Here is a 21,387-nt window from a genome sequence, read left to right as displayed (position 1 = left end):
AATCCCAACGAGCAGAGCAGTTGCCACCGACGAATTACACGTCTGTGTCACTGACCAAGCTTTCTACGTTGGGCGTTTCTTAGGCACCTGGGATAAAGCTTAGTAGTGCTCGCAGCACGCTTCAATGGGAAGCGACTGTAAGTGATGTAGGAGATTGAACGTTGTGACGTAGGCGTAAAAAGATTACCTATCGCCCATTAAAAAGCCCCGATCAGATCGGGGCTTTTTGCTTTCTCGATTCGCCGACTCAAACCGCAATCGTCAAATCGCACCGAGCTAGACTATTAGTCCCAGCTCAACGCACCACCAGTTTGGTATTCGATCACGCGAGTCTCAAAGAAATTCTTCTCTTTCTTCAAGTCCATGATCTCGCTCATCCAAGGGAACGGATTCGTAGTCCCCGGATACTCTTCCTTCAAACCAATCTGCGACAACCGACGGTTAGCAATGAATTTCAGATAATCCTCCATCATCGCCGCATTCATACCCAACACCCCGCGTGGCATGGTGTCGCGCGCGTATTCGATCTCCAGCTGCGTACCCTGCAAAATCATCTGGGTCGCTTCTTCTTTCATCTCGGCATCCCACAAATGTGGGTTTTCGATTTTGATCTGGTTGATCACGTCGATGCCGAAGTTCAGGTGCATGGATTCGTCGCGCAGGATGTATTGGAACTGCTCGGCGACGCCGGTCATTTTGTTGCGGCGGCCCATGGAGAGGATTTGGGTGAAGCCGCAATAGAAGAAGATGCCTTCCAGAACGCAGTAGTAGGCGATCAGGTTGCGCAGCAATTCTTTGTCGGTGTCCGGGGTGCCGGTTTCGAACTTTGGATCGGAGATCGAGCGGGTGTACTTCAGGCCCCAGGCTGCTTTTTTCGCGACCGATGGAATCTCGTGGTACATGTTGAAGATTTCGCCTTCATCCATGGCCAGCGATTCGATGCAGTACTGGTAGGCGTGGGTGTGGATCGCTTCTTCGAAAGCCTGGCGCAGGATGTACTGGCGGCATTCCGGGTTGGTGATCAGGCGGTACACGGCCAGGACCAGGTTGTTGGCAACCAGGGAGTCGGCGGTGGAGAAGAAGCCGAGGTTGCGCATGACGATGCGGCGCTCGTCGTCGGTCAGGCCTTCCGGGTTTTTCCAGAGGGCGATGTCGGCGGTCATGTTGACTTCTTGCGGCATCCAGTGGTTTGCGCAACCGTCCAGGTACTTCTGCCAGGCCCAGTCGTACTTGAATGGCACGAGTTGGTTGAGGTCGGCGCGGCAGTTGATCATGCGCTTTTCGTCAACGGCGACACGGGCGGAGGCGCCTTCGAGTTCGGCGAGGCCTTCGGCGACGTCGAGGGAGTTCAGTGCAGCCTTGGCGCGGGCCACGGCGGCCGAGTCGTCGGCGGTCACGGCGCGGGCTTCGAGCGCCGCGGCGCCGCCGGCGTTGTCGAGGCGGTCCATGTTGGCTTCGCTTGCGTGGCCGGCGTTGGCGCCTTTCACGGTTGCGACTTCACCGTCTTCTTTATCGAATTCGTCCCAGCTCAGCATGACGTGTCGTCTCCTGCGTGAGGGCTTGTGCCCGTGTGAAACCTGATGGGTTGGTTTTTCACACGGCCAAACAAGCCGCGTTGGATGTCGTTTTTTGCAGCGCTGCACGCAGGCAAATAAACAGAAATTTTGACGGGTTCCGAGAGCCTCTGATGGGCGCAATCAGCGTCTGGCACTGTTGCGGGGCTTCAGAATGGCTTTTGCTCCCTGTAAGGGAATATTGCTGACCCGTATGGGGCGGCATTATAGGGAAATTTTTACCGGCGTGGTGCGGCGAATCGGCTCATGGCGAGGCCGGGGAGGGGGTGGATTTCGATCCGACCGAGGGATTACAGGGCTTTGCGCGGATTCAGCGCCTGCAGATTTTTTTTCGTTAAATTTTTGGCAGATGGTTTTCTGTTTAAAAAATAGCCAGAAAAGTGCGGTTTTCACTATATCTTGTGTTTTGCAACCCTTATGGGCGTCTCCAGACACAACTGAGCCCGACCGAAGCCGGGCTGGAATCGACCCTCAATGTAGCGCTGAGCGATCCGATTCGGTGCAGTCTGATTCAGTTCGTGCAGCCGTTGCCCATGATGCTGTAGCGCAGGATGTGGCGTTGGCCTTTGGAGTCGTCGTATTCCATTTTTGCCGGTACTACTTCGCAGACATTTGGAATTTCGCTCATCGATACAACTTTGGCGATGTCCAGGTGTGTGGAGTAGGTGTATTCCTCGATAACCGGTTGTTGCTGTGCGACATCAGTCGGACCCTCGTTTGCCATGGCGGTTGCGCACAGACTGCTGAGGGCCAGAACCAATAAAGCTTTCATTTCTAATTCACCTTTTTGAGGTCGAGTGGGGTCACGCAACCTTTTTAGGGTTGCGTGTGGAGCTTGGGTATTTGATGCGTTACTTGGAGAGCTGGATTAACGGCCTTCGTGGGGGCTGTAACGTTGTTAATCGCGGTTGCCTTGTTGGCGAGGTCAATTTTAGGGAGTCGGGCGCGGGGTAAACAGACCGGGTTTTGATAAACACTTTTGGCATATTTGGTAACAATCCCCCGCACGGCCCTTGTAGGAGCTGTCGAGTGCAACGAGGCTGCGATCTATTGATCTTGCTTTGGAGATCAAAAGATCGCAGCCTGCGGCAGCTCCTACAACCATCGTCGAATGGTTCTATGGGGCCCACCCGGCTACAACGGGGTCATACAAAAACAACTATTACACCGAGGTAGGAAAGATGAGTGCGGCTTCTCTGTATCCCGTTCGTCCCGAGGTTCTGGCAAACACGCTGACTGACGAGGCGACCTACAAAGCCATGTACCAGCAGTCGGTCGTCAACCCTGACGGCTTCTGGCGCGAGCAAGCCCAGCGTCTGGACTGGATCAAGCCCTTCACCACGGTGAAACAGACCTCGTTCGACGATCACCATGTCGACATCAAGTGGTTTGCCGACGGCACCCTCAACGTTTCCTACAACTGCCTCGACCGTCATCTGGCCGAGCGCGGCGATCAAATCGCGATCATCTGGGAAGGCGACGATCCTTCCGAAAGCCGCAACATCACCTACCGCGAACTGCACGAGCAAGTGTGCAAACTGGCCAACGCCCTGCGTGGTCAGGATGTGCACCGTGGCGACGTGGTGACCATTTACATGCCGATGATCCCCGAAGCCGTGGTCGCCATGCTGGCCTGCACCCGGATCGGCGCGATTCACTCGGTGGTGTTCGGTGGTTTCTCGCCGGAAGCCCTGGCCGGTCGCATCATCGACTGCAAATCGAAAGTGGTGATCACCGCTGACGAAGGTATCCGCGCCGGCAAGAAGATTTCCCTCAAGGCCAACGTCGACGACGCCCTGACCAACCCGGAAACCAGCAGCATCCAGAAAGTCATCGTCTGCAAGCGCACCGGTGGCGACATCAAGTGGAACCAGCATCGCGACATCTGGTACGAAGACCTGATGAAAGTCGCGGGCACCGTTTGCGCGCCGAAAGAGATGGGCGCCGAAGAAGCGCTGTTCATCCTTTATACCTCCGGCTCCACCGGCAAGCCGAAGGGCGTGCAGCACACCACCGGCGGTTATCTGCTCTATGCGGCGATGACCCACGAGCGCGTGTTCGACTACCGCCCGGGCGAAATCTACTGGTGCACCGCCGACGTCGGCTGGGTCACCGGCCACAGTTACATCGTCTACGGCCCGCTGGCCAATGGCGCGACCACCGTGCTGTTCGAGGGTGTGCCGAATTACCCGGACATCACCCGGGTGGCGAAGATCATCGACAAGCACAAGGTCAACATTCTCTACACCGCGCCGACCGCGATCCGCGCGATGATGGCTTCGGGTCAGGCCGCGGTCGAGGGCGCCGATGGCAGTAGCCTGCGTCTGCTCGGCTCGGTGGGCGAGCCGATCAACCCGGAAGCCTGGGACTGGTACTACAAGAATGTCGGCAAGTCCCGTTGCCCGATCGTCGATACCTGGTGGCAGACCGAGACCGGCGGCAACATGATGAGCCCGCTGCCGGGGGCTCATGCGCTGAAACCGGGTTCGGCGGCGCGTCCGTTCTTCGGCGTGGTGCCGGCGCTGGTCGACAACCTCGGTAACATCATCGAGGGCGAGGCCGAAGGCAATCTGGTGATTCTCGATTCGTGGCCAGGCCAGGCGCGCACGCTGTATGGCGATCACGACCGCTTTGTCGATACCTACTTCAAGACTTTCCGTGGCATGTACTTCACCGGTGACGGCGCGCGTCGTGACGCCGACGGTTACTACTGGATCACCGGGCGCGTGGACGACGTGCTCAACGTGTCCGGCCACCGCATGGGCACCGCCGAGATCGAGAGCGCGATGGTTGCGCATCCGAAAGTCGCTGAAGCGGCGGTGGTGGGTGTGCCGCATGACATCAAGGGGCAGGGCATCTATGTCTATGTAACCTTGAAGAACGGCGAGGAGCCGACCGAGCAGTTGCGTCTGGAGCTGAAGAACTGGGTGCGCAAGGAGATCGGCCCGATTGCTTCGCCGGACGTGATCCAGTGGGCGCCGGGGCTGCCGAAAACCCGTTCGGGCAAGATCATGCGCCGGATTCTGCGCAAGATCGCCACGGCGGAATACGACGGGTTGGGGGATATCTCGACCTTGGCGGATCCGGGTGTGGTGCAGCATTTGATTGATACGCACAAGACCATGAATGTTGCTTAAGCGTTAGAAGCACAGAAAGCCCCGTCCGGTATTACCGGACGGGGCTTTTTTGTGTCTGGAGGTTTTGTGGTGGCCGGGCTGGCCTCTTCGCGAGCAGGCTCGCTCCTACAGGGGATTGGGTTTCTTCAGTTGGAATGCAGTCACTGTAGGAGTGAGCCTGCTCGCGATAGCAATCTGTCAGACGCCGCTGTAGCCGCTTGTAGGAAACCGCAACACCCCAACCAATAATTATCGATCTGCGCCGCAGGACCCTTGCTTCTGTTACCCGTCACAACCCAATGTGTAACCCCCTGCGCCAAACCGGGGCGAAGGGAAACGTCATGCCCCGTTCCAGAGCCTCGCAGCCACCAGTGAAAAATAAGACACAACGCTGCGCTTGCCGGATTAGAAGGGTTTGCGAATAATGGGCCCGCAACTTGCAATATGTATCGGTTCACTGTCTTTCGCTCTTGCATGAAATTGCAGGGCTGTCAATGAGCTCAAACCGCTTTCTCGGTGCATCTGTAATTAGTTGTCGCATTGAAGAAATATCGGCTTCGGGCCTGTCGTTAGAATGCCGATCACTCGCTCATCGTGGCTGATGTTGAAATCGCCTGCGGTTTCAACGGGAAATTTCCGCCGATGCGCAACCGATTTCCGATTCACCCATTCGCATATTGGGCTGTCGCTCACTCTGCCGTTTTTGCCCTTTACCGATGGAGTCCCAAGATGAAGAAACTTGTGCTGCTTGGCGCCCTGGCACTGTCCGTGCTGTCGTTGAATGCCGTCGCTGACGAAAAACCTGTGAAGATCGGCATCGAAGCGGCTTACCCTCCATTCGCCTCGAAAGCTCCGGACGGCAGCATCGTCGGTTTCGACTACGACATCGGCAATGCGCTGTGCGAAGAAATGAAGGTCAAGTGCGTGTGGGTCGAGCAAGAGTTCGACGGTCTGATCCCGGCGCTGAAAGTGCGCAAGATCGACGCGATCCTGTCGTCGATGTCGATCACCGAAGACCGCAAGAAGTCGGTCGACTTCACCAACAAGTACTACAACACCCCGGCGCGTCTGGTCATGAAGGCCGGCACTCAGGTCAGCGAAAACCTGGCTGAACTGAAGGGCAAGAACATCGGCGTACAGCGTGGTTCGATCCACGAGCGTTTCGCCCGCGAGGTCCTCGCTCCACTGGGCGCCGAGATCAAGCCGTACGGCTCGCAGAACGAAATCTACCTCGACGTGGCCGCCGGTCGTCTCGACGGTACCGTGGCTGACGCCACCCTGCTCGACGACGGTTTCCTGAAAACCGACGCTGGCAAGGGCTTCGCGTTCGTCGGCCCGGCCTTCACCGACGTCAAATACTTCGGCGACGGCGTAGGTATCGCGGTGCGCAAGGGCGACGCCCTGAAAGACAAGATCAACACTGCCATCGCGGCCATCCGTGAAAACGGCAAATACAAAGCAATCCAGGACAAGTACTTCGCCTTCGATATCTACGGCAAGTAAGACGTCTCTGCGACAAGTCCGAAATGGCGCAAGCAACAGAATCTCTGCGGTTTGCGCCATTTTTTCATCCCAACTTTCGAGGACCTGAATCATGTTGAAAGGCTACGGGGCTGTCATCCTCGATGGCGCATGGCTGACGCTTCAGCTCGCCTTGTCGTCCATGGCTCTGGCCATCGTTCTCGGGCTGATCGGTGTTGCATTGCGCCTGTCGCCGGTGCGCTGGCTGGCGTGGCTGGGCGACCTGTATTCGACGGTGATCCGCGGGATTCCCGACCTGGTGCTGATCCTGCTGATCTTTTACGGCGGTCAGGACCTGCTCAACCGCGTGGCGCCAATGCTCGGCTATGACGACTACATCGACCTGAACCCGCTGGCCGCCGGTATCGGCACCCTCGGTTTCATCTTCGGTGCGTACCTGTCGGAAACCTTCCGTGGCGCTTTCATGGCGATCCCCAAAGGCCAGGCCGAAGCGGGCATGGCCTACGGCATGAGCAGTTTTCAGGTGTTCTTCCGGGTGATGGTGCCGCAGATGATTCGTCTGGCCATCCCGGGCTTTACCAACAACTGGCTGGTACTGACCAAGGCCACCGCGCTGATTTCCGTGGTCGGTCTGCAAGACATGATGTTCAAGGCCAAGCAGGCGGCGGATGCCACGCGTGAGCCTTTCACCTTCTTCCTCGCAGTGGCGGCGATGTACCTGGTGATCACCAGTGTTTCGTTGCTGGCATTGCGTCACCTTGAGAAGCGCTACTCGGTAGGCGTAAGGGCGGCTGATCTATGATCTTCGACTACAACGTCATTTGGGAGGCGCTGCCGCTGTACTTCGGCGGCCTGCTGACCACCCTCAAACTGCTTGCGCTGTCGCTGTTCTTCGGCTTGCTCGCGGCGTTGCCGCTGGGGCTGATGCGCGTCTCGAAAAACCCGCTGATCAATGGCGCGGCGTGGCTGTACACCTACGTGATTCGTGGCACGCCGATGCTGGTGCAGCTGTTCCTGATCTACTACGGTCTGGCCCAGTTCGAAGCGGTGCGCGAAAGCTTCTTGTGGCCATGGCTGTCGAGCGCGACGTTCTGCGCCTGCCTGGCCTTTGCGATCAACACCAGCGCCTACACCGCAGAGATCATCGCCGGCAGCCTCAAGGCCACTCCGAACGGTGAGATCGAAGCGGCCAAGGCCATGGGCATGTCGCGCTTCAAACTGTACAAGCGCATTCTGCTGCCGTCGGCCCTGCGCCGGGCGCTGCCGCAGTACAGCAACGAAGTGATCATGATGCTGCAGACCACCAGTCTGGCGTCGATCGTGACCCTGATCGACATCACCGGCGCGGCGCGTACCGTCAACGCGCAGTTCTATCTGCCGTTCGAGGCGTACATCACCGCCGGCGTGTTCTACCTGTGCCTGACCTTCATTCTGGTCAAGCTGTTCAAACTGGCCGAGCGTCGCTGGTTGAGCTACCTCGCGCCACGGAAGCACTGATATGCAACGCATCGATCACGTATTGCCATGGAGCCATCTGGGCAGCGAGCGCAAGGTTTCGGTTTTCCGGTTTGGTAGCGGCGAGCGCAAGGCCTACATCCAGGCCAGCCTGCATGCTGATGAATTGCCGGGCATGCGCACTGCCTGGGAGCTGAAAAAGCGTCTCGGCGAACTCGAAGCCCAGGGCTTGCTCAACGGTGTGATCGAGCTGGTGCCGGTGGCCAATCCGATTGGCCTGGGGCAATTGCTGCAAGGTAATTTCCAGGGCCGTTTCGAGGCGGGCAGCGGCAAGAATTTCAACCGTGATTTCGTCGAGCTGAGCGCGCCGGTCGCGGCCGCGCTGGGCGACAGGCTCGGTGATGATCCGCATGCCAACGTGCGGCTGATCCGTCAGGCCATGGCCGATCACCTGGCCGCGCTGCCAGAGGCGAGCAGCCAGTTGCAAGGCATGCAGCGGGTGTTGCTCAGCCACGCCTGCACCGCCGACGTGGTACTGGATTTGCACTGCGACGCCGAAGCCGCGCTGCACATGTACGCGCTGCCGCAGCACTGGCCGCAGTGGCGTTCACTGTCGGCGCATCTGAACGTCAAGGTCGGTTTGCTCGCGGAAGATTCCGGTGGCAGCTCCTTCGACGAGGCGTGCTCGCTACCGTGGCTGCGCCTGTCGCGGCAGTTCCCCGATGCGCAGATTCCGCTGGCCTGTCTGGCGACGACCATCGAGCTGGGCGGGCAGGCCGACACCGGTCGTGTCGAAGCCGAGGCTTACGCCGAAGGCATTCTGGCGTTTCTGGCCGAGCAAGGCCTGATCACTGGCGAGTGGCCGGACCCGGCGTTTGAGCATTGCGAAGGCATGCCCTTCGAAGGCACCGAATTGTTGTTTGCGCCGCACCCCGGTGTGGTGAGTTTTTCCCGCAGGCCCGGCGAATGGGTCGAGGCGGGCGACGAGATTTTTCAAGTGATCGACCCTGTGTCCGATCGGGTCAGCACGGTAAGTGCTGGTACGTCCGGGGTGCTGTTTGCCATTGAACGGCTGCGCTATGCCCAACCCGGTTTCTGGCTGGCCAAGGTGGCGGGGCGCGAAGCGCTGCGTCACGGGCGCTTGCTCAACGACTGACTGACTGTTTTTGTGAGAACCGACCGCATGTACAAACTTGAAGTCCAAGACCTGCATAAACGCTATGGCAGTCACGAAGTGCTCAAGGGCGTGTCCCTGAAAGCCGCCGCCGGCGATGTGATCAGCATCATCGGCTCCAGTGGCTCCGGCAAAAGTACTTTCCTGCGCTGCATCAACCTGCTCGAGCAGCCGCACGCCGGCAGGATCCTGCTCAACAACGAAGAGCTGAAACTGGTGGCGAACAAGGACGGCGCGCTGAAAGCCGCCGACCCGAAGCAGCTGCAGCGCATGCGTTCGCGCCTGTCGATGGTGTTCCAGCATTTCAATCTGTGGTCGCACATGACTGCGCTGGAAAACATCATGGAAGCGCCGGTGCATGTGCTCGGCGTGTCCAAAGCCGAAGCCCGCGAGAAAGCCGAGCACTACCTGAACAAGGTCGGCGTCGCCCATCGCAAGGACGCGTTCCCGGGGCACATGTCCGGCGGCGAGCAGCAGCGCGTGGCGATCGCCCGGGCGCTGGCGATGGAGCCGGAAGTGATGCTGTTCGACGAACCGACCTCGGCCCTTGACCCGGAACTGGTCGGCGACGTGCTGAAAGTCATGCAGGCGCTGGCGCAGGAAGGCCGCACCATGGTCGTCGTGACCCACGAAATGGGCTTCGCCCGTGAAGTGTCGAACCAGTTGGTATTCCTGCACAAAGGCGTCGTCGAAGAAAGCGGCAACCCGCGCGAAGTGCTGGTCAACCCGCAGTCGGAGCGTTTGCAGCAATTCCTGTCGGGTAGCCTGAAATAAATCAGCGCTGCCGTTGTGCACTCGATTAGGTCATGCTTCGCAGCCTTCGGGAGCTGACAAAGTTCCCTGTAGGAGTGAGCCTGCTCGCGATAGCGGTGTAACAGTCAACATTATGATTGCCTGAACCACCGCTATCGCGAGCAGGCTCACTCCTACAAGGGATCTGCGCTGTCTTGTGAATTGTGTTCATTTCCGGGCTAGCATTGGCCCATGCCTTCATCACCGTTGTTCGTTTCGGATTGCCCGCCCATGACTGCCCATCGAATTGGTTTCCTGATTTGGCCCAGCACTAAAGCCTTGACGCTGGCGCTGGCGGAGGAGGCCTTGCGTGTTGCGCAGCGGGTGCACCCGGATGTGGTTTACGAATTGTCGTTCCTGCAGGCCGAGCCGCCTGCCGAAGGTGCCTGGCAATTGCCCGGTGAACCCTGGGCCGGCAAGCTTGAAAACTTCCAGAAACTCTTTCTGCTCGCTGACGAGCCGCCGACTACCCTGGCGCCGGCGCTGAGCAGCGCGCTCAAGCAAGTGGTGCGCGCCGGTTGCGTGATCGGTGGTCTGTCGGCCGGTGTCTATCCGCTGGCCCAGCTCGGGTTGCTCGACGGGTATCGCGCCGCCGTGCATTGGCGCTGGCAGGACGATTTCGCTGAGCGCTTCCCGAAAGTCATCGCCACCAGCCATCTGTTCGACTGGGATCGCGATCGTCTGACCGCCTGCGGTGGCATGTCGGTGCTCGACCTGCTGCTGGCGGTGCTCGCTCGTGATCACGGCGCGGAACTGGCCGGTGCGGTGTCGGAAGAACTGGTGGTCGAGCGCATCCGCGAGGGCGGTGAGCGTCAGCGCATTCCATTGCAGAATCGCCTCGGCTCCAGCCATCCGAAACTGACCCAAGCGGTGTTGCTGATGGAAGCCAACATCGAAGAGCCGCTGACCACCGACGAAATCGCCCAGCACGTGTGCGTATCCCGTCGGCAACTGGAGCGGATCTTCAAGCAATACCTCAACCGCGTGCCGAGCCAGTACTACCTCGAGCTGCGTTTGAACAAGGCCCGGCAGATGTTGATGCAGACCAGCAAGTCGATCATCCAGATCGGCCTCTCTTGCGGCTTCTCCTCGGGGCCGCATTTCTCCAGCGCCTACCGCAACTTCTTCGGTGCCACGCCGCGGGAAGATCGCAACCAGCGGCGCAGCAGCAGCCCGTTCGAATTGTCGTCAATGCCACCGGAGCGGGGCTGATCGCGGTTCAGTTGTTGCGGTTGAACTCCACACCGATGGAGATCTCTGACTCGTCGCTGCCATCGCGCGGTGGATTCAGGTCGATCTGACTTGCCTGTTCTTCAAACAGACGCATTTGCCGAGCGGCGTTGTAGGTCTCAAGACGCAGTTGACTCTGTGGGTTCAAGGGATTGCCGCTGAAGTTGTAATGCGTCGCCACCTCGCCGGGACTGGAAGGAAACTGACTCGGCAGCTCGCTGATGACGTTATCGGCCAGGTTCACCGACTCAAGCCCGGGCAAATCGAACAGCCCTTTGGGCGTTTCGCTCAGCCCGATATTGTTCAGACGCAATACCCGCAGATTGACCAGTCTGCTCAGGTCGGGCACGTTGCCCAGCGGGTTGTCGCCCAGGTCCAGGGAAATAAGGTTTTTCATCCCGGCGATGGCGTCTGCGGCTTGCCGTGGCAGCGTGATGCGGCAGTCTGGCAAGCTCAGGTTCGCCAGTGAATCGAGCCCGAGAATCGCAGGCGGGATTTCCCTCAGCGGATAATTGCGAATGTCGACCCCGCGCAGCTTCGGAAACAGCTCCACCAACCGATTGACGTCCGGCGGCGAAGCGGCCGTGCTGGTCAGCCCCAGCTGTTCGATGTAGTCGAAGCGTCCGGCCAATGGCGGCAGCTCTCCAGTGAACGACAAATCACAGACGAACGCGTTGTCCCCTGGCGATTTCGGATAGCGCCGCAGACGTGCTTCCAGATTTTCCTTGAAGCGTTTTCGGCGGGCCGATTCCCGGCGCGCGGCTTCTCCTTTCAGGGGCGTGCGGAGCACCGGGTCGTGCGCAGTCTCGTTGCTCCAGGTATCAAGGCGCGTCAGCAATCGGGTTATTTCGGTCTGTCGGCGCATCAGCTCGACGCGACCGTCGGCCAGCGTGCCGGGCAGACGATACAGCAGGTCGTTGGCTTCGAAAGCGGTCAACGAGGGGTACAGCGACTGAATCAGGCTCAAGTCAGCTGATTCGCCCCACACGCCCAGATTGTCGCCTGTGGTCTGAAAGGTCGCTTTGATGCGTTCTCTCGACGCCGCCGACAGCGGATTGGCGCCGATATCCACGCCATTGCCGGTGTAGGGAACGAGGTCTCCCGGCAACTCGGTAATGTTGTTGTCGTTCAATAACGCGGCGCCTAGCTGGGGGAGTTGCTCAAGCCCTGCAGGCACTGCGTCGATGCCGGTCCTTATCAGGTCGAGGAACCTGAGGTCCGTCAGCGCCGATACATCGGGGGTGGTCCGTAAAGGATTGCCGAACAGGTCCAGTGCCTTCAAGCGGACAAGCGTGGACAACGTCGCTTGCCCGGCCGCATCAAGCGTGATCTCGCAGCGGCTCAACATCAGCGTTTCAAGCGACCGCATGCTCTCCAGCGCCTGCGGCATCCGGCCCAGGTTGCAGCCTTTGAGTTCCAGTCCATTCAAGCCGCTGAAGCTTGTGAGGAAACCGTCCGGAACGCCTGAGCCGCCATCGCCCGCGATCTGCAGATGAGTGATGTGGCTGAAATCTGCGCTCAACTGCGGTAATTCGCCGGCAAATTTCGCCTCCGTTTCGAACCTGTCCAGGCGTAGCGCCAGGTCCCGCGTGCGTCGGCCGCGCCAAAGCTCTTCGAGGCGCTCACCGAACTGTTGCCTGGCGACAAGTTGCGCCGCCCGCGCTTCGGCCGTCCACGGTTGTCCTGTAGCAGGGTTGCTGACGGGCACTTGCTCGCGCCAGGTGTTGAGGTCACTGATCATGCGGGCGATTTCCGCTTCCCAGCGGATCAGTTGCGCCGTACCGGCCTGCAACGTACCGGGGAGTCGGTAAATCATGTCGCTGGCTGCAGCATCGTCCAGGAGCGGAAACAGCCGGCGCGCCAGGGTTATATCCGCCGTCGCGGGCCTGACCCGGAAGTTGCGACCGTGCACTGCGTGGTAGGCCTTGATCTGCTCGCGCGCATTGAGGGACAGCGGGTTGCCGGTCAGATGTATGCCATCGGCACGCTGTGGGTTGGCCGTGAACAAAACCTCCGGCAGTTCAGTCATGTGGTTGTCGTTGAGGTATGCGCTCTGCAGTGTCGGGTGGTCGATGATCCCCTCAGGCAGGGCAGTCAGGCCGGTATTCATCAGGAAGATATCCCCCAGCGCCTGCATGCCGCGCAGATCGGGTGCCATGGCCAACGGGTTATCGCTCAGATCCACAAGCTTGAGGGTAGGCAAGGAATCGAGTACATCCTGTCCGGCGCTCGTGAGCGTGACGGCGCAGTGACGCAGGCGCAGTTCCTTGAGCGTCCGCAGGCCTGCCACGAAAGCCGGGATTTCCTTCAGGGCGACGGCTCTCAGTTCCAGAGCCTGGAGGTTGGGGAATTGTTCGACGAACGTCCCGATGTTGCTGATTGCAGCGTTTCCGCTCAGCTTCAGGCTTTCAACGTGGCTGAAATCCGCGGTCAGCCGGGGCATGTCGCCAAAGAATTTCAGGTCGGCCGAAAAGAAACCGCTTCGCGCTGCAGTTTCGCTCGACCGCTGTCGCCATAACGCCTCCAGGGCCTGTTTGAACGCGGTTCGCGCAGTTGTCTGCGCCTGTAATTCAGCGGCGGACAGCAACTGCCCGGTAACCGGATGGGTGGCTGTGATCTGCTCTGTCCACTGCGCGAGATCGAGCTGCATCTGTTCCAGCTCTGCATGCCATTGATCAAGCTGGATACGGCTGTCCGCCAGGGTGCCGGGCAGGTCGTAAATCATATCGCTGGCCTGTTGCTGGTCGAGGTCGGGAAACAGTTGGCGGGCGAGGGCAATGTCCTGGCCGTCGGCGGGCACTTCAAAGTCGTTTTGATAAAGGCGGTAATAGGCTTTGATCTTGTCCCGCGCTGCGGCCGAGAGCGGATTGTCGGAAAGATAAATGCCGTCGCTGCCAGTTGCCGGAATGTCGAACAGGGCATCGGGAAGGTCGGTGATGCGGTTGCCGGTCAGCACTGCAATGGGCTGATTCGGGTGGCTGGCCAGCCCATCGGGCACCACGGTAAGACCGCTGTTGGACAGGTCGATATACCTCAGTTCCGGCAGCAGGTTCAGGTCGGGAAATGTCCCCAGCGGGTTGTCGCTCAGGTCCAGCCGGCGCAGGTTGTTCAGCGACACCAGCGCAGCCTGGTTTTCCGCGGTCAGGATCACGCCGCAGTTCTTCAGCTCCAGCTCGCTCAGGCCGGGCAGGCTGACTCCCGCCAGTGTGGTTGTGTCCAGGTCGAAGCCGTCCAGGCGCAGGGTAGTCAGGTTGGGGAAACGTTCCAGGAATGGCGCGATGGCGGAGAGGTTTCTGTTGCCGATCAGGTTCAATCGCGAAACGTGGTCGAAATTGGCGCTGAGTATCGGCATGGTGCCGCTGAACTCGGCATTTGCCCTCAGTTCATCAGCGCGGCCGAACGCGGTCCGGCTGCGCCAGAACAACTTGAGTTGCCGGGCAAAGGAACGCCTGGCATTGATTTCGCGGGGGTCTTCTTCAAATGTCGTCGACGTGCCGGATTCAGGTGGAGCGATGGAAGCCTGAGCGATCCATTGATCCAGTTCGACGTTCATCTGGCTCAGCTCCGTCTCCCAACGTGACAACTGGGCGCGGGCGTCGGCCCAGGTGCCGGGTAGCCGGTACAACACCTGAGTGGCCTGCTCGGCATCCAGGTTGGGGAACAGATTGATGGTGCGTCGCAGGTCTTGCGACTTGGGGCGGACGCCGAAGTGTTTGCCGGTGTGGCTGTAAAAGCTTTTTACCCGTTCGCGAGACGCAGTGGACAACGGGTTGTCAGCAAAGGTGTAGCCATCGCTCAGAGAACTGGCCAGTTTGAAGAAACCGTCGGGGATGCGCGTGATCCGGTTGCCGTCGAACTGCGCAGAGATCAATCGCGGATGATCGAGTACGTCATCCGGCACGGCGTAGAGGCCGGTGTTCGACAAGTTGACGTAACGCAGCGAGGGCATTGCGTGCAGATCGGGAGGCAGGCCCAATGAATTGCCGTGCAGATCGAGCAGGGTGAGTTGCGGTAATGAGGCCAGCACCGATTGGGTCGTGGTGGTCAGGCTCACTCGGCAATTGCGCAATCTCAATTCGCGCAGCGCCGGCATCGAGCCGAGCGCCTGGGGCAGGCTTGGCAGATTGAGATTGCGCGCATCCAGGCTTTGCAGTTGCGTGAAAGAGTGGAGAAAGCTGTCGAGAGAACCGGTCGTGGCATTGCCGTCGATCGCGAGCAAAGTGATGTGGCTGAAGTCGGCCGACAGCACAGGCAAGTCGCCCAGGATGCCGTGGGTCAACAACAAGGCGTGGCCCGAGGCGGCACCCTGCGGATCGATCCCGACGACGTTCTCACGTCGCCAGCCCTGGAGCAGTTGTTCCCTGAGCAATCGCCGGTTGCGGATGTCCGCGCGTCGCTCGATTGCCGTGAGCACGCTACCCGTCTCTGGATGTCGGGCGGGCGGGTCGTTGGCCCAGACCTGCAGCTCGTGCTGCAGTTGCAGATAGTCATCTTGCAAACGAACCAGTTCTGCGCGAGCGCCGGACGGACTGGCGCGCATGCTCCGCGCCAGGTGCTGGATCCGGCGATCCGACATTCTCGGGTAGAGGACCCGTATGTCTGCTTCAAGGGTGCGTTGTGGGGCGTCCTCCAGCGTGATCGCACGGGAAAGCCGTGGGTAACCCTCGGCACCCACCAGGCGTAACGTATCGATTTTCGGCGGCGTGACCGGATGTTCCGCCAGCACCTCCCGCAGCTCGCTGCGTTCCAGCGTGCGCTCGCGGATTGCGGCCTTCAGCGCCTGTCCCTCATCGATCCGCAGATCCAGACTCTGGCGTTCGCTGTCGGGCAGGGCATGGAGCAGGCCGGAATAGAAATCGCTGAGCGAATGCAGTGCCTGGCCGCGCTCATCGTAGGGTTGATAGCGCCCGTCGTCGGTGCGCACGAGGACTTTTTGCTCGGGGGCGTCTTCGCGGCCGATGCTGTCGAGTACCGGGCCGTCGTAACGGCCGTCGCGGATTTCGATGCGCACATCGCCGCTCCAGCCGGGCAACAGTTTGAGGCTATGCAGGGCGAGGGCATCGGAATCGGGATTGCTCACCGAACCCAGTTGCAGCCCTTCGTAGGCGCGGGCGACGCGCACTTCCTGGCGGGCCAGTTGCAGCAGCTCCTGCTGGCGCGGCGGGACCTGGCCCTGGTCGAGCTGTAACAGTTCGCCGCCGGTGGCGGTATCGAGCAGTTCGCGGGTGATGCTGACCGGCAGGTCGGGGGCTTGCGCCTGGAGCGGCTGTGCCAGTGGGTCGTCGATGGGTTGCAGCGCCTGATAGCGTGATTCGAACAATGTGTTTCTGTGGGTTTTCGCGAGGCCGACCAGTTGCTTGCGCAGGGTCTGGCTGCGAACGTCCAGTGATGGCGTCAGCGCAAAGGGTTCAGCCAGCAACGCCTTGATCTGCGCTTCATCGAGAACCGCGAGCAAGGATTTGAGCAGGTCGCCACCGGCCAGGCGATCCTGCTGCAGCTCTGTCAGGGGCAGGCTTTCGTCTGCGGAGGATTGCCAGAGCAGTTCGCCTTGTCGATCGATCAGACGCAGTCGGCTGTTGCTCGGCCAACGGCCGTGGTCGGCAAGCAATTGCAACTGGGTGACCGGATCGGCACGCAAGAAATCTTCAGACGCTTCGCTGGCAAGCTGATCGATGAACCTCTGCAGCTGCTGGTCGATCCTGAAGCGCTGAATGCTGTCGGCCAGCAGCGGCGGGACCTTTTCCCGATTGACATGCATCTTGCGCAAAACGTCTTCGCTGGCGCCACTGACCTGCAGAATGGTTTCCCGCTCGGCCGGCGAAAAGCTCTCGACCGACGGGCCGATGCGGCGCAGTGCGGTTTCGCCGTCCCACTCGAGCGGTTGCTCGAGCTCCGTGTGCCAGGCGCCTTCACCGTTATGGCGGACCACCGGTTGGTAGGCGTCGGGTCGGGTGGGATGTTCGATGCGGTACTGCCCGGACATCTCGTCGGGTTTCACTGAAAAATGCGCATCGTCGAGGGGCAGCAGTTGCTTGTCCTGATGGGCATGCAGGCCCAGTCCGTCGGGTTGCGAATTGGCTGGCGGACGCAGCGGGTGCCTGTAACGCTCAAGATCGGGCTGCCAGTAGCGGGTTTCGCCTTTGGCCAGTTTCACCGGTTTGAAGCGGTCGATGAACGCCACGACCTCTGTGGGCAGTACCTTGCGGAATTCGGCCGCGCCAATCGCCCCGCCCACTGCGAAAAGGCCCAACTGAATCATCGAATCGACGGTGTCCATCAGGTGCCCGATGGCTTCGGTGTTGCGGCCCTGTGCCCACTCGACGATGCCCTCGAAAGTTTCGTCGAGCATCTGATAAGCCATGTACGCCATCATCGCCTCGCCCAGCACCGGCACGAACGGCGCGACGATCAAGGCAGCGGTCTGGACGATGCTGGAAAGGATATTGACCACCGAATCCCAGAACGCCCAGCGCGCGCGTTGGTCGACCGAGGCCGTCGGGACGGCGATGACTCGGGCATCGTTGAAGACCTTGTTCAGCTTGGCCTGGTGCAAGTGCTGCCACAGGTCGTCGTAGAACGGCACGAGCGCGCTCTGCAGATCGGGCCGTTCCACAGGAACTTCTCGCCAGGCGGGCAGGGCGCTGCCGGGCTCGTGCGGGTGCCATTTGATTTCGGTAAGCCGGCTGTTGAGTGTGCTGAAGAAATAGCCCCGTTGTTCGTGATTGACGAAGCGGCTGAAGAACTGCTGGTACTCCGTTGACCGCAACTGGCGCGTCAGCTCGACGAGCATTTCAGCCGGCGACGCGTATTCCTTGAACGGATGCTCGGGGTCGTTCGGTACATAGGCCACGACGCGTGCAGCGTCGCGTGTCACGTACAGATCCGCAGCGAACACGACGATGCCGGTAAGCGGCGCACAAAGCATGGTCATGTCATGGCGCAGCACCGGTGCACCGTTGATGTAAATGCCGGTCATGCCGTCGAGCATGGCGTCGACCAGACGAAAGTGATTCTCCGATACGTCACGGTTCATCCGCGCCCATTGCAGCGCGGCTTTCATCGCAGCTTTCTCGCTGGCGTCCAGTTTGCCGCGTAACACCGTCGCGACCATCGGATCGGAGTAACCGAGATTGTTTTCCAGGCTGGCTTTGTACTGCGCACCGATGTCCAGCCGGCGACACAGTTGGGTGAAGGCCGCAATACTGAGTCTGGCCTTGATCTGCGGCAGTGGCTCGAACTGCCCGCCTGGGGAGGGCGCAGTGGTGTAGGTCGATGCCGCTTCGAAAGCGTTTTCGTGCGTTTCCCGGTCCTCGAAGTTATGCAGCGCGGCATCCAGCAACGATACCGTCCAGACGCGGGCGCCCGTGCTGATGGCAAACCACGGCGTCGTCACGGGGATGTACAGGCGCACGAAGGTGCCTCTGACGTCCAGATCGAGATCGAAGCATTTTTTCAGTTCCGCCTTGAGCAAGGGCTCGGCGAACGCGGCGGCGTCCTGCAAATGTTCCAGGCTTTTGTCCACCTGGCTGTGCGCGGTGATACTTGTTGCAGTGAGGTCTTTCAGCACAGCGTGCTGTTCGGTGGCAGCGAGCCTGAGTGTCTCTGGCATTTGCGCAGTGCTGTTTTTCAGTGCCTGGCGCCGGGAGGCGGAGGTGTTGCCGAGCCACTGGGGAATCGCGTTTTTCAGTGGTTGATAATGCTCGTCCGGATGTTGGGGATCGGGCGTCTTGCTCGAGGTTGTCGGTGAGTGTCGATCAGACAGGTGCATGAGCATTCCTTGGCGGTGATAAGAACCCTCAGCAAATCAGCAGCAAGCGCCTGCCGTGCGGTACATATTCATATCTCTTTCGCGAGGCTGACTTGGTATTCTGCGCGGCCTCCCGCAAATCGGCCGTGCCCGGTAAACTGCGCCTTTGCGACGCTATATGTCGCATTGCCGTAAACCCGGGAAAATCCGGGGTTTGCGCTATAAGAAGTTGTCGCTTGGCGACAAGGCCGGGCACCAAACTGTCCTTACAATCCCCCCATCGCTCGCCAGTTCCAGGCGGGTGTTCCTCTTCAGGAGACTCCGATGTCCGTTGAGCACGCTGCGGTACAACGCGCCGATTTCGACCAGGTAATGGTTCCCAACTACGCGCCTGCCGCTTTCATTCCGGTGCGTGGCGCCGGTTCCCGGGTCTGGGATCAGGCCGGCCGCGAGCTGATCGACTTCGCCGGCGGGATTGCCGTCAACGTATTGGGGCACGCGCACCCGGCGCTGGTCGGCGCGTTGACCGAACAGGCGAACAAGCTGTGGCACGTCTCCAACGTGTTCACCAACGAGCCGGCCCTGCGCCTGGCCCACAAGCTGATCGACGCCACGTTCGCCGAGCGCGTGTTCTTCTGCAACTCCGGCGCCGAAGCCAACGAAGCCGCGTTCAAGCTGGCCCGTCGCGTTGCATTCGACCGTTTCGGCACGGAGAAATACGAAATCATCGCCGCGCTGAACAGCTTCCACGGCCGTACCCTGTTCACCGTTAATGTCGGTGGTCAGTCGAAATACTCCGACGGTTTCGGCCCGAAAATCACCGGCATCACCCACGTTCCCTACAACGACCTGGCCGCGCTGAAAGCCGCGGTGTCCGAGAAGACCTGCGCGGTCGTGCTCGAGCCGATCCAGGGCGAGGGCGGCGTACTGCCGGCCGAGCTTGAATACCTGCAAGGTGCCCGCGAACTGTGCGATGCGAACAACGCGCTGCTGGTGTTCGATGAAGTGCAGACCGGCATGGGCCGCAGCGGCAAGCTGTTCGCCTACCAGCATTACGGCGTGACCCCGGACATCCTCACCAGCGCCAAGAGCCTGGGCGGTGGTTTCCCGATCGCGGCGATGCTGACCACCGAAGCGCTGGCCAAACATCTGGTGGTCGGCACTCACGGCACCACGTACGGCGGCAACCCGTTGGCCTGCGCTGTCGCTGAGGCAGTGATCGACGTGATCAACACTCCTGAAGTGTTGAACGGCGTGAACGCCAAGCACGACAAGTTCAAGACCCGCCTGCAACAGATCGGCGAGAAATACGGCCTGTTCACCCAGGTGCGTGGTCTCGGTCTGCTGATCGGTTGCGTGCTGAGCGACGCCTGGAAGGGCAAGGCCAAGGACATCTTCAACGCCGCCGAACAGGAAGGCCTGATGATTCTCCAGGCTGGCCCGGACGTGGTCCGTTTCGCCCCGAGTCTGGTGGTGGAAGACGCCGATATCGATGCCGGTCTGGACCGCTTCGAACGCGCTGCGGCGAAGTTGACGCAAGCCTGATGGACCTTTCGGCGCCTGGAGATTTTCCGGTGCCGAAGCCAATTTTTGATACCGGGCACGTTCACTGTAGGAGTGAGCCTGCTCGCGATAGCGGTTTGTCAGTCGACTCATCGGGTTCTGACAGACTGCTATCGCGAGCAGGCTCACTCCTACAAGGTCCGGTGTTTTTTTTCTGTGAATTTTGAAGAGAAAGGAGTGACACCATGCTGGTGATGCGCCCCGCGCAAATGGCTGATCTGGGCGAGGTACAGCGTCTGGCTGCGGACAGCCCGATTGGTGTCACTTCCTTGCCGGATGACGTTGAACGTCTGAGCGACAAGATCGCCGCGAGCGAAGCATCGTTCGCCGCCGAAGTGAGCTTCAACGGTGAAGAGAGTTACTTCTTCGTCCTCGAAGACTCGAGCACCGGCAAACTGGTCGGCTGCTCGGCCATCGTCGCTTCGGCCGGTTACTCCGAGCCGTTCTACAGCTTCCGCAACGAGACGTTCGTGCATGCCTCCCGCGAGCTGAAGATTCATAACAAGATCCACGTGCTCTCGCAGTGCCACGACCTGACCGGCAACAGCTTGCTGACCAGTTTCTACGTGCAGCGAGAGCTGGTCGGGTCGCCGTGGGCCGAGCTCAATTCCCGTGGCCGTCTGCTGTTCGTCGCCAGTCACCCGGAGCGTTTTGCCGATTCGGTGGTGACCGAGATCGTCGGTTACAGCGACGAGAATGGCGACTCGCCGTTCTGGGATGCGATCGGGCGCAACTTCTTCGACCTCAACTACGCCGAAGCCGAGCGTCTGTGCGGGCTGAAAAGCCGCACCTTCCTCGCCGAGCTGATGCCGCATTACCCGATCTACGTGCCGCTGCTGCCGGACTCCGCGCAAGAGGCGATGGGTCAGGTGCACCCGCGGGCGCAGATCACCTTCGACATCCTGATGCGCGAAGGCTTCGAGACCGATCACTACATCGACATCTTCGACGGCGGCCCGACCCTGCATGCGCGGGTTTCCGGGATCCGTTCGATCGCGCAGAGCCGCGTGGTGCCGGTGAAGATCGGCGAGCCGGTCAAAGGCGCCGGGCGTCAGTACCTGGTGGCCAATGCGCAGTTGCAGGATTACCGCGCGGTATTGCTAGAGCTGGATTATGCGCCGGGCAAACCGGTGACGCTGGATATGGAAGCGGCCGAAGCCCTGGGCGTCGGTGAAGGTGCCAGCGTGCGCCTGGTGGCGGTTTAACGCCTTAGCGAGTTTCACGGGTGGCGCGAGCGGCCCGTTTGAGGAGATA

12 protein-coding genes are annotated in these 21,387 nt (G+C 60.3%); 9 read left to right on the top strand and 3 right to left on the bottom strand.

What is annotated here, in order from left to right; translation table 11 throughout:
* Positions 1–284: 284 nt before the first annotated feature.
* The gene (locus AEQ63_RS22780; RefSeq protein ID WP_064364882.1) at positions 285–1,535 is read right to left on the bottom strand and encodes a ribonucleotide-diphosphate reductase subunit beta; all 1,251 of its coding nucleotides are present in this window, start codon (positions 1,533–1,535) and stop codon (positions 285–287) included.
* 550 nt (positions 1,536–2,085) lie between these two features.
* Complete coding sequence (locus tag AEQ63_RS22775; RefSeq protein WP_042607210.1) at positions 2,086–2,346, bottom strand: DUF2790 domain-containing protein; 261 nt, start codon at positions 2,344–2,346, stop codon at positions 2,086–2,088.
* 409 nt (positions 2,347–2,755) lie between these two features.
* Between AEQ63_RS22775 and acs the strand changes: the two genes are divergently transcribed.
* The 7 genes from acs (at position 2,756) to argR (ending at position 10,805) form a co-directional block, all read left to right on the top strand.
* Positions 2,756–4,711, top strand: a complete 1,956-nt coding sequence (gene acs / locus AEQ63_RS22770; RefSeq protein ID WP_042607209.1) for an acetate--CoA ligase — start codon at positions 2,756–2,758, stop codon at positions 4,709–4,711.
* Positions 4,712–5,419: 708 nt separating this feature from the next.
* On the top strand, positions 5,420–6,193 hold the full coding sequence (locus AEQ63_RS22765) for an ABC transporter substrate-binding protein (RefSeq protein WP_039757969.1): 774 nt from the start codon (positions 5,420–5,422) through the stop codon (positions 6,191–6,193).
* A gap of 91 nt (positions 6,194–6,284) precedes the next feature.
* Entirely contained in the window at positions 6,285–6,974 is a 690-nt protein-coding gene (locus AEQ63_RS22760) for an ABC transporter permease (RefSeq protein ID WP_016773583.1), read from the top strand.
* Positions 6,971–7,669, top strand: a complete 699-nt coding sequence (locus AEQ63_RS22755; RefSeq protein WP_042607208.1) for an ABC transporter permease — start codon at positions 6,971–6,973, stop codon at positions 7,667–7,669. Before AEQ63_RS22760 ends, AEQ63_RS22755 begins: the two co-directional genes overlap by 4 nt.
* 1 nt (position 7,670) lies before the next feature.
* Positions 7,671–8,783, top strand: coding sequence for a succinylglutamate desuccinylase/aspartoacylase family protein (locus AEQ63_RS22750; protein WP_064364881.1), 1,113 nt, complete (start codon positions 7,671–7,673; stop codon positions 8,781–8,783).
* A 27-nt stretch (positions 8,784–8,810) separates the two neighbouring features.
* Entirely contained in the window at positions 8,811–9,575 is a 765-nt protein-coding gene (locus AEQ63_RS22745; protein ID WP_042607206.1) for an ABC transporter ATP-binding protein, read from the top strand.
* Between the two features lie 249 nt (positions 9,576–9,824).
* Positions 9,825–10,805, top strand: coding sequence for a transcriptional regulator ArgR (gene argR / locus AEQ63_RS22740; protein ID WP_042607205.1), 981 nt, complete (start codon positions 9,825–9,827; stop codon positions 10,803–10,805).
* A 7-nt stretch (positions 10,806–10,812) separates the two neighbouring features.
* On the opposite strand, the gene AEQ63_RS22735 is transcribed toward argR, so the two are convergent.
* Positions 10,813–18,591: a dermonecrotic toxin domain-containing protein gene (locus AEQ63_RS22735; protein WP_064364879.1), complete on the bottom strand. Its 7,779-nt coding sequence runs from the start codon at positions 18,589–18,591 to the stop codon at positions 10,813–10,815.
* Positions 18,592–18,894: 303 nt separating this feature from the next.
* Here AEQ63_RS22735 and AEQ63_RS22730 point away from each other — a divergent pair, with 303 nt between their 5' ends.
* Both AEQ63_RS22730 and aruF read left to right on the top strand, forming a co-directional pair.
* A complete protein-coding gene (locus tag AEQ63_RS22730; protein WP_064364877.1) occupies positions 18,895–20,115 on the top strand; it encodes an aspartate aminotransferase family protein in 1,221 nt (406 codons plus the stop codon).
* 203 nt (positions 20,116–20,318) lie between these two features.
* The gene (gene aruF, locus AEQ63_RS22725; protein WP_024014015.1) at positions 20,319–21,338 is read left to right on the top strand and encodes an arginine/ornithine succinyltransferase subunit alpha; all 1,020 of its coding nucleotides are present in this window, start codon (positions 20,319–20,321) and stop codon (positions 21,336–21,338) included.
* Positions 21,339–21,387 lie beyond the last annotated feature (49 nt).

This window comes from Pseudomonas sp. RIT-PI-o (assembly GCF_001297215.1).
GTDB lineage: Bacteria > Pseudomonadota > Gammaproteobacteria > Pseudomonadales > Pseudomonadaceae > Aquipseudomonas > Aquipseudomonas moraviensis_A.
Note: the sequence above shows the minus strand (reverse complement) of the source record. Positions and strands in the feature narration are given on the sequence as shown.

Bases quoted from the DNA above. Each gene is read 5' to 3' on its own strand.
- AEQ63_RS22780 (WP_064364882.1), bottom strand. From the start codon at position 1,535: ATGCTGAGCTGGGACGAATTCGATAAAGAAGACGGTGAAGTCGCAACC.
- AEQ63_RS22775 (WP_042607210.1), bottom strand. From the start codon at position 2,346: ATGAAAGCTTTATTGGTTCTGGCCCTCAGCAGTCTGTGCGCAACCGCC.
- acs (WP_042607209.1), top strand. From the start codon at position 2,756: ATGAGTGCGGCTTCTCTGTATCCCGTTCGTCCCGAGGTTCTGGCAAAC.
- AEQ63_RS22765 (WP_039757969.1), top strand. From the start codon at position 5,420: ATGAAGAAACTTGTGCTGCTTGGCGCCCTGGCACTGTCCGTGCTGTCG.
- AEQ63_RS22760 (WP_016773583.1), top strand. From the start codon at position 6,285: ATGTTGAAAGGCTACGGGGCTGTCATCCTCGATGGCGCATGGCTGACG.
- AEQ63_RS22755 (WP_042607208.1), top strand. From the start codon at position 6,971: ATGATCTTCGACTACAACGTCATTTGGGAGGCGCTGCCGCTGTACTTC.
- AEQ63_RS22750 (WP_064364881.1), top strand. From the start codon at position 7,671: ATGCAACGCATCGATCACGTATTGCCATGGAGCCATCTGGGCAGCGAG.
- AEQ63_RS22745 (WP_042607206.1), top strand. From the start codon at position 8,811: ATGTACAAACTTGAAGTCCAAGACCTGCATAAACGCTATGGCAGTCAC.
- argR (WP_042607205.1), top strand. From the start codon at position 9,825: ATGACTGCCCATCGAATTGGTTTCCTGATTTGGCCCAGCACTAAAGCC.
- AEQ63_RS22735 (WP_064364879.1), bottom strand. From the start codon at position 18,591: ATGCACCTGTCTGATCGACACTCACCGACAACCTCGAGCAAGACGCCC.
- AEQ63_RS22730 (WP_064364877.1), top strand. From the start codon at position 18,895: ATGTCCGTTGAGCACGCTGCGGTACAACGCGCCGATTTCGACCAGGTA.
- aruF (WP_024014015.1), top strand. From the start codon at position 20,319: ATGCTGGTGATGCGCCCCGCGCAAATGGCTGATCTGGGCGAGGTACAG.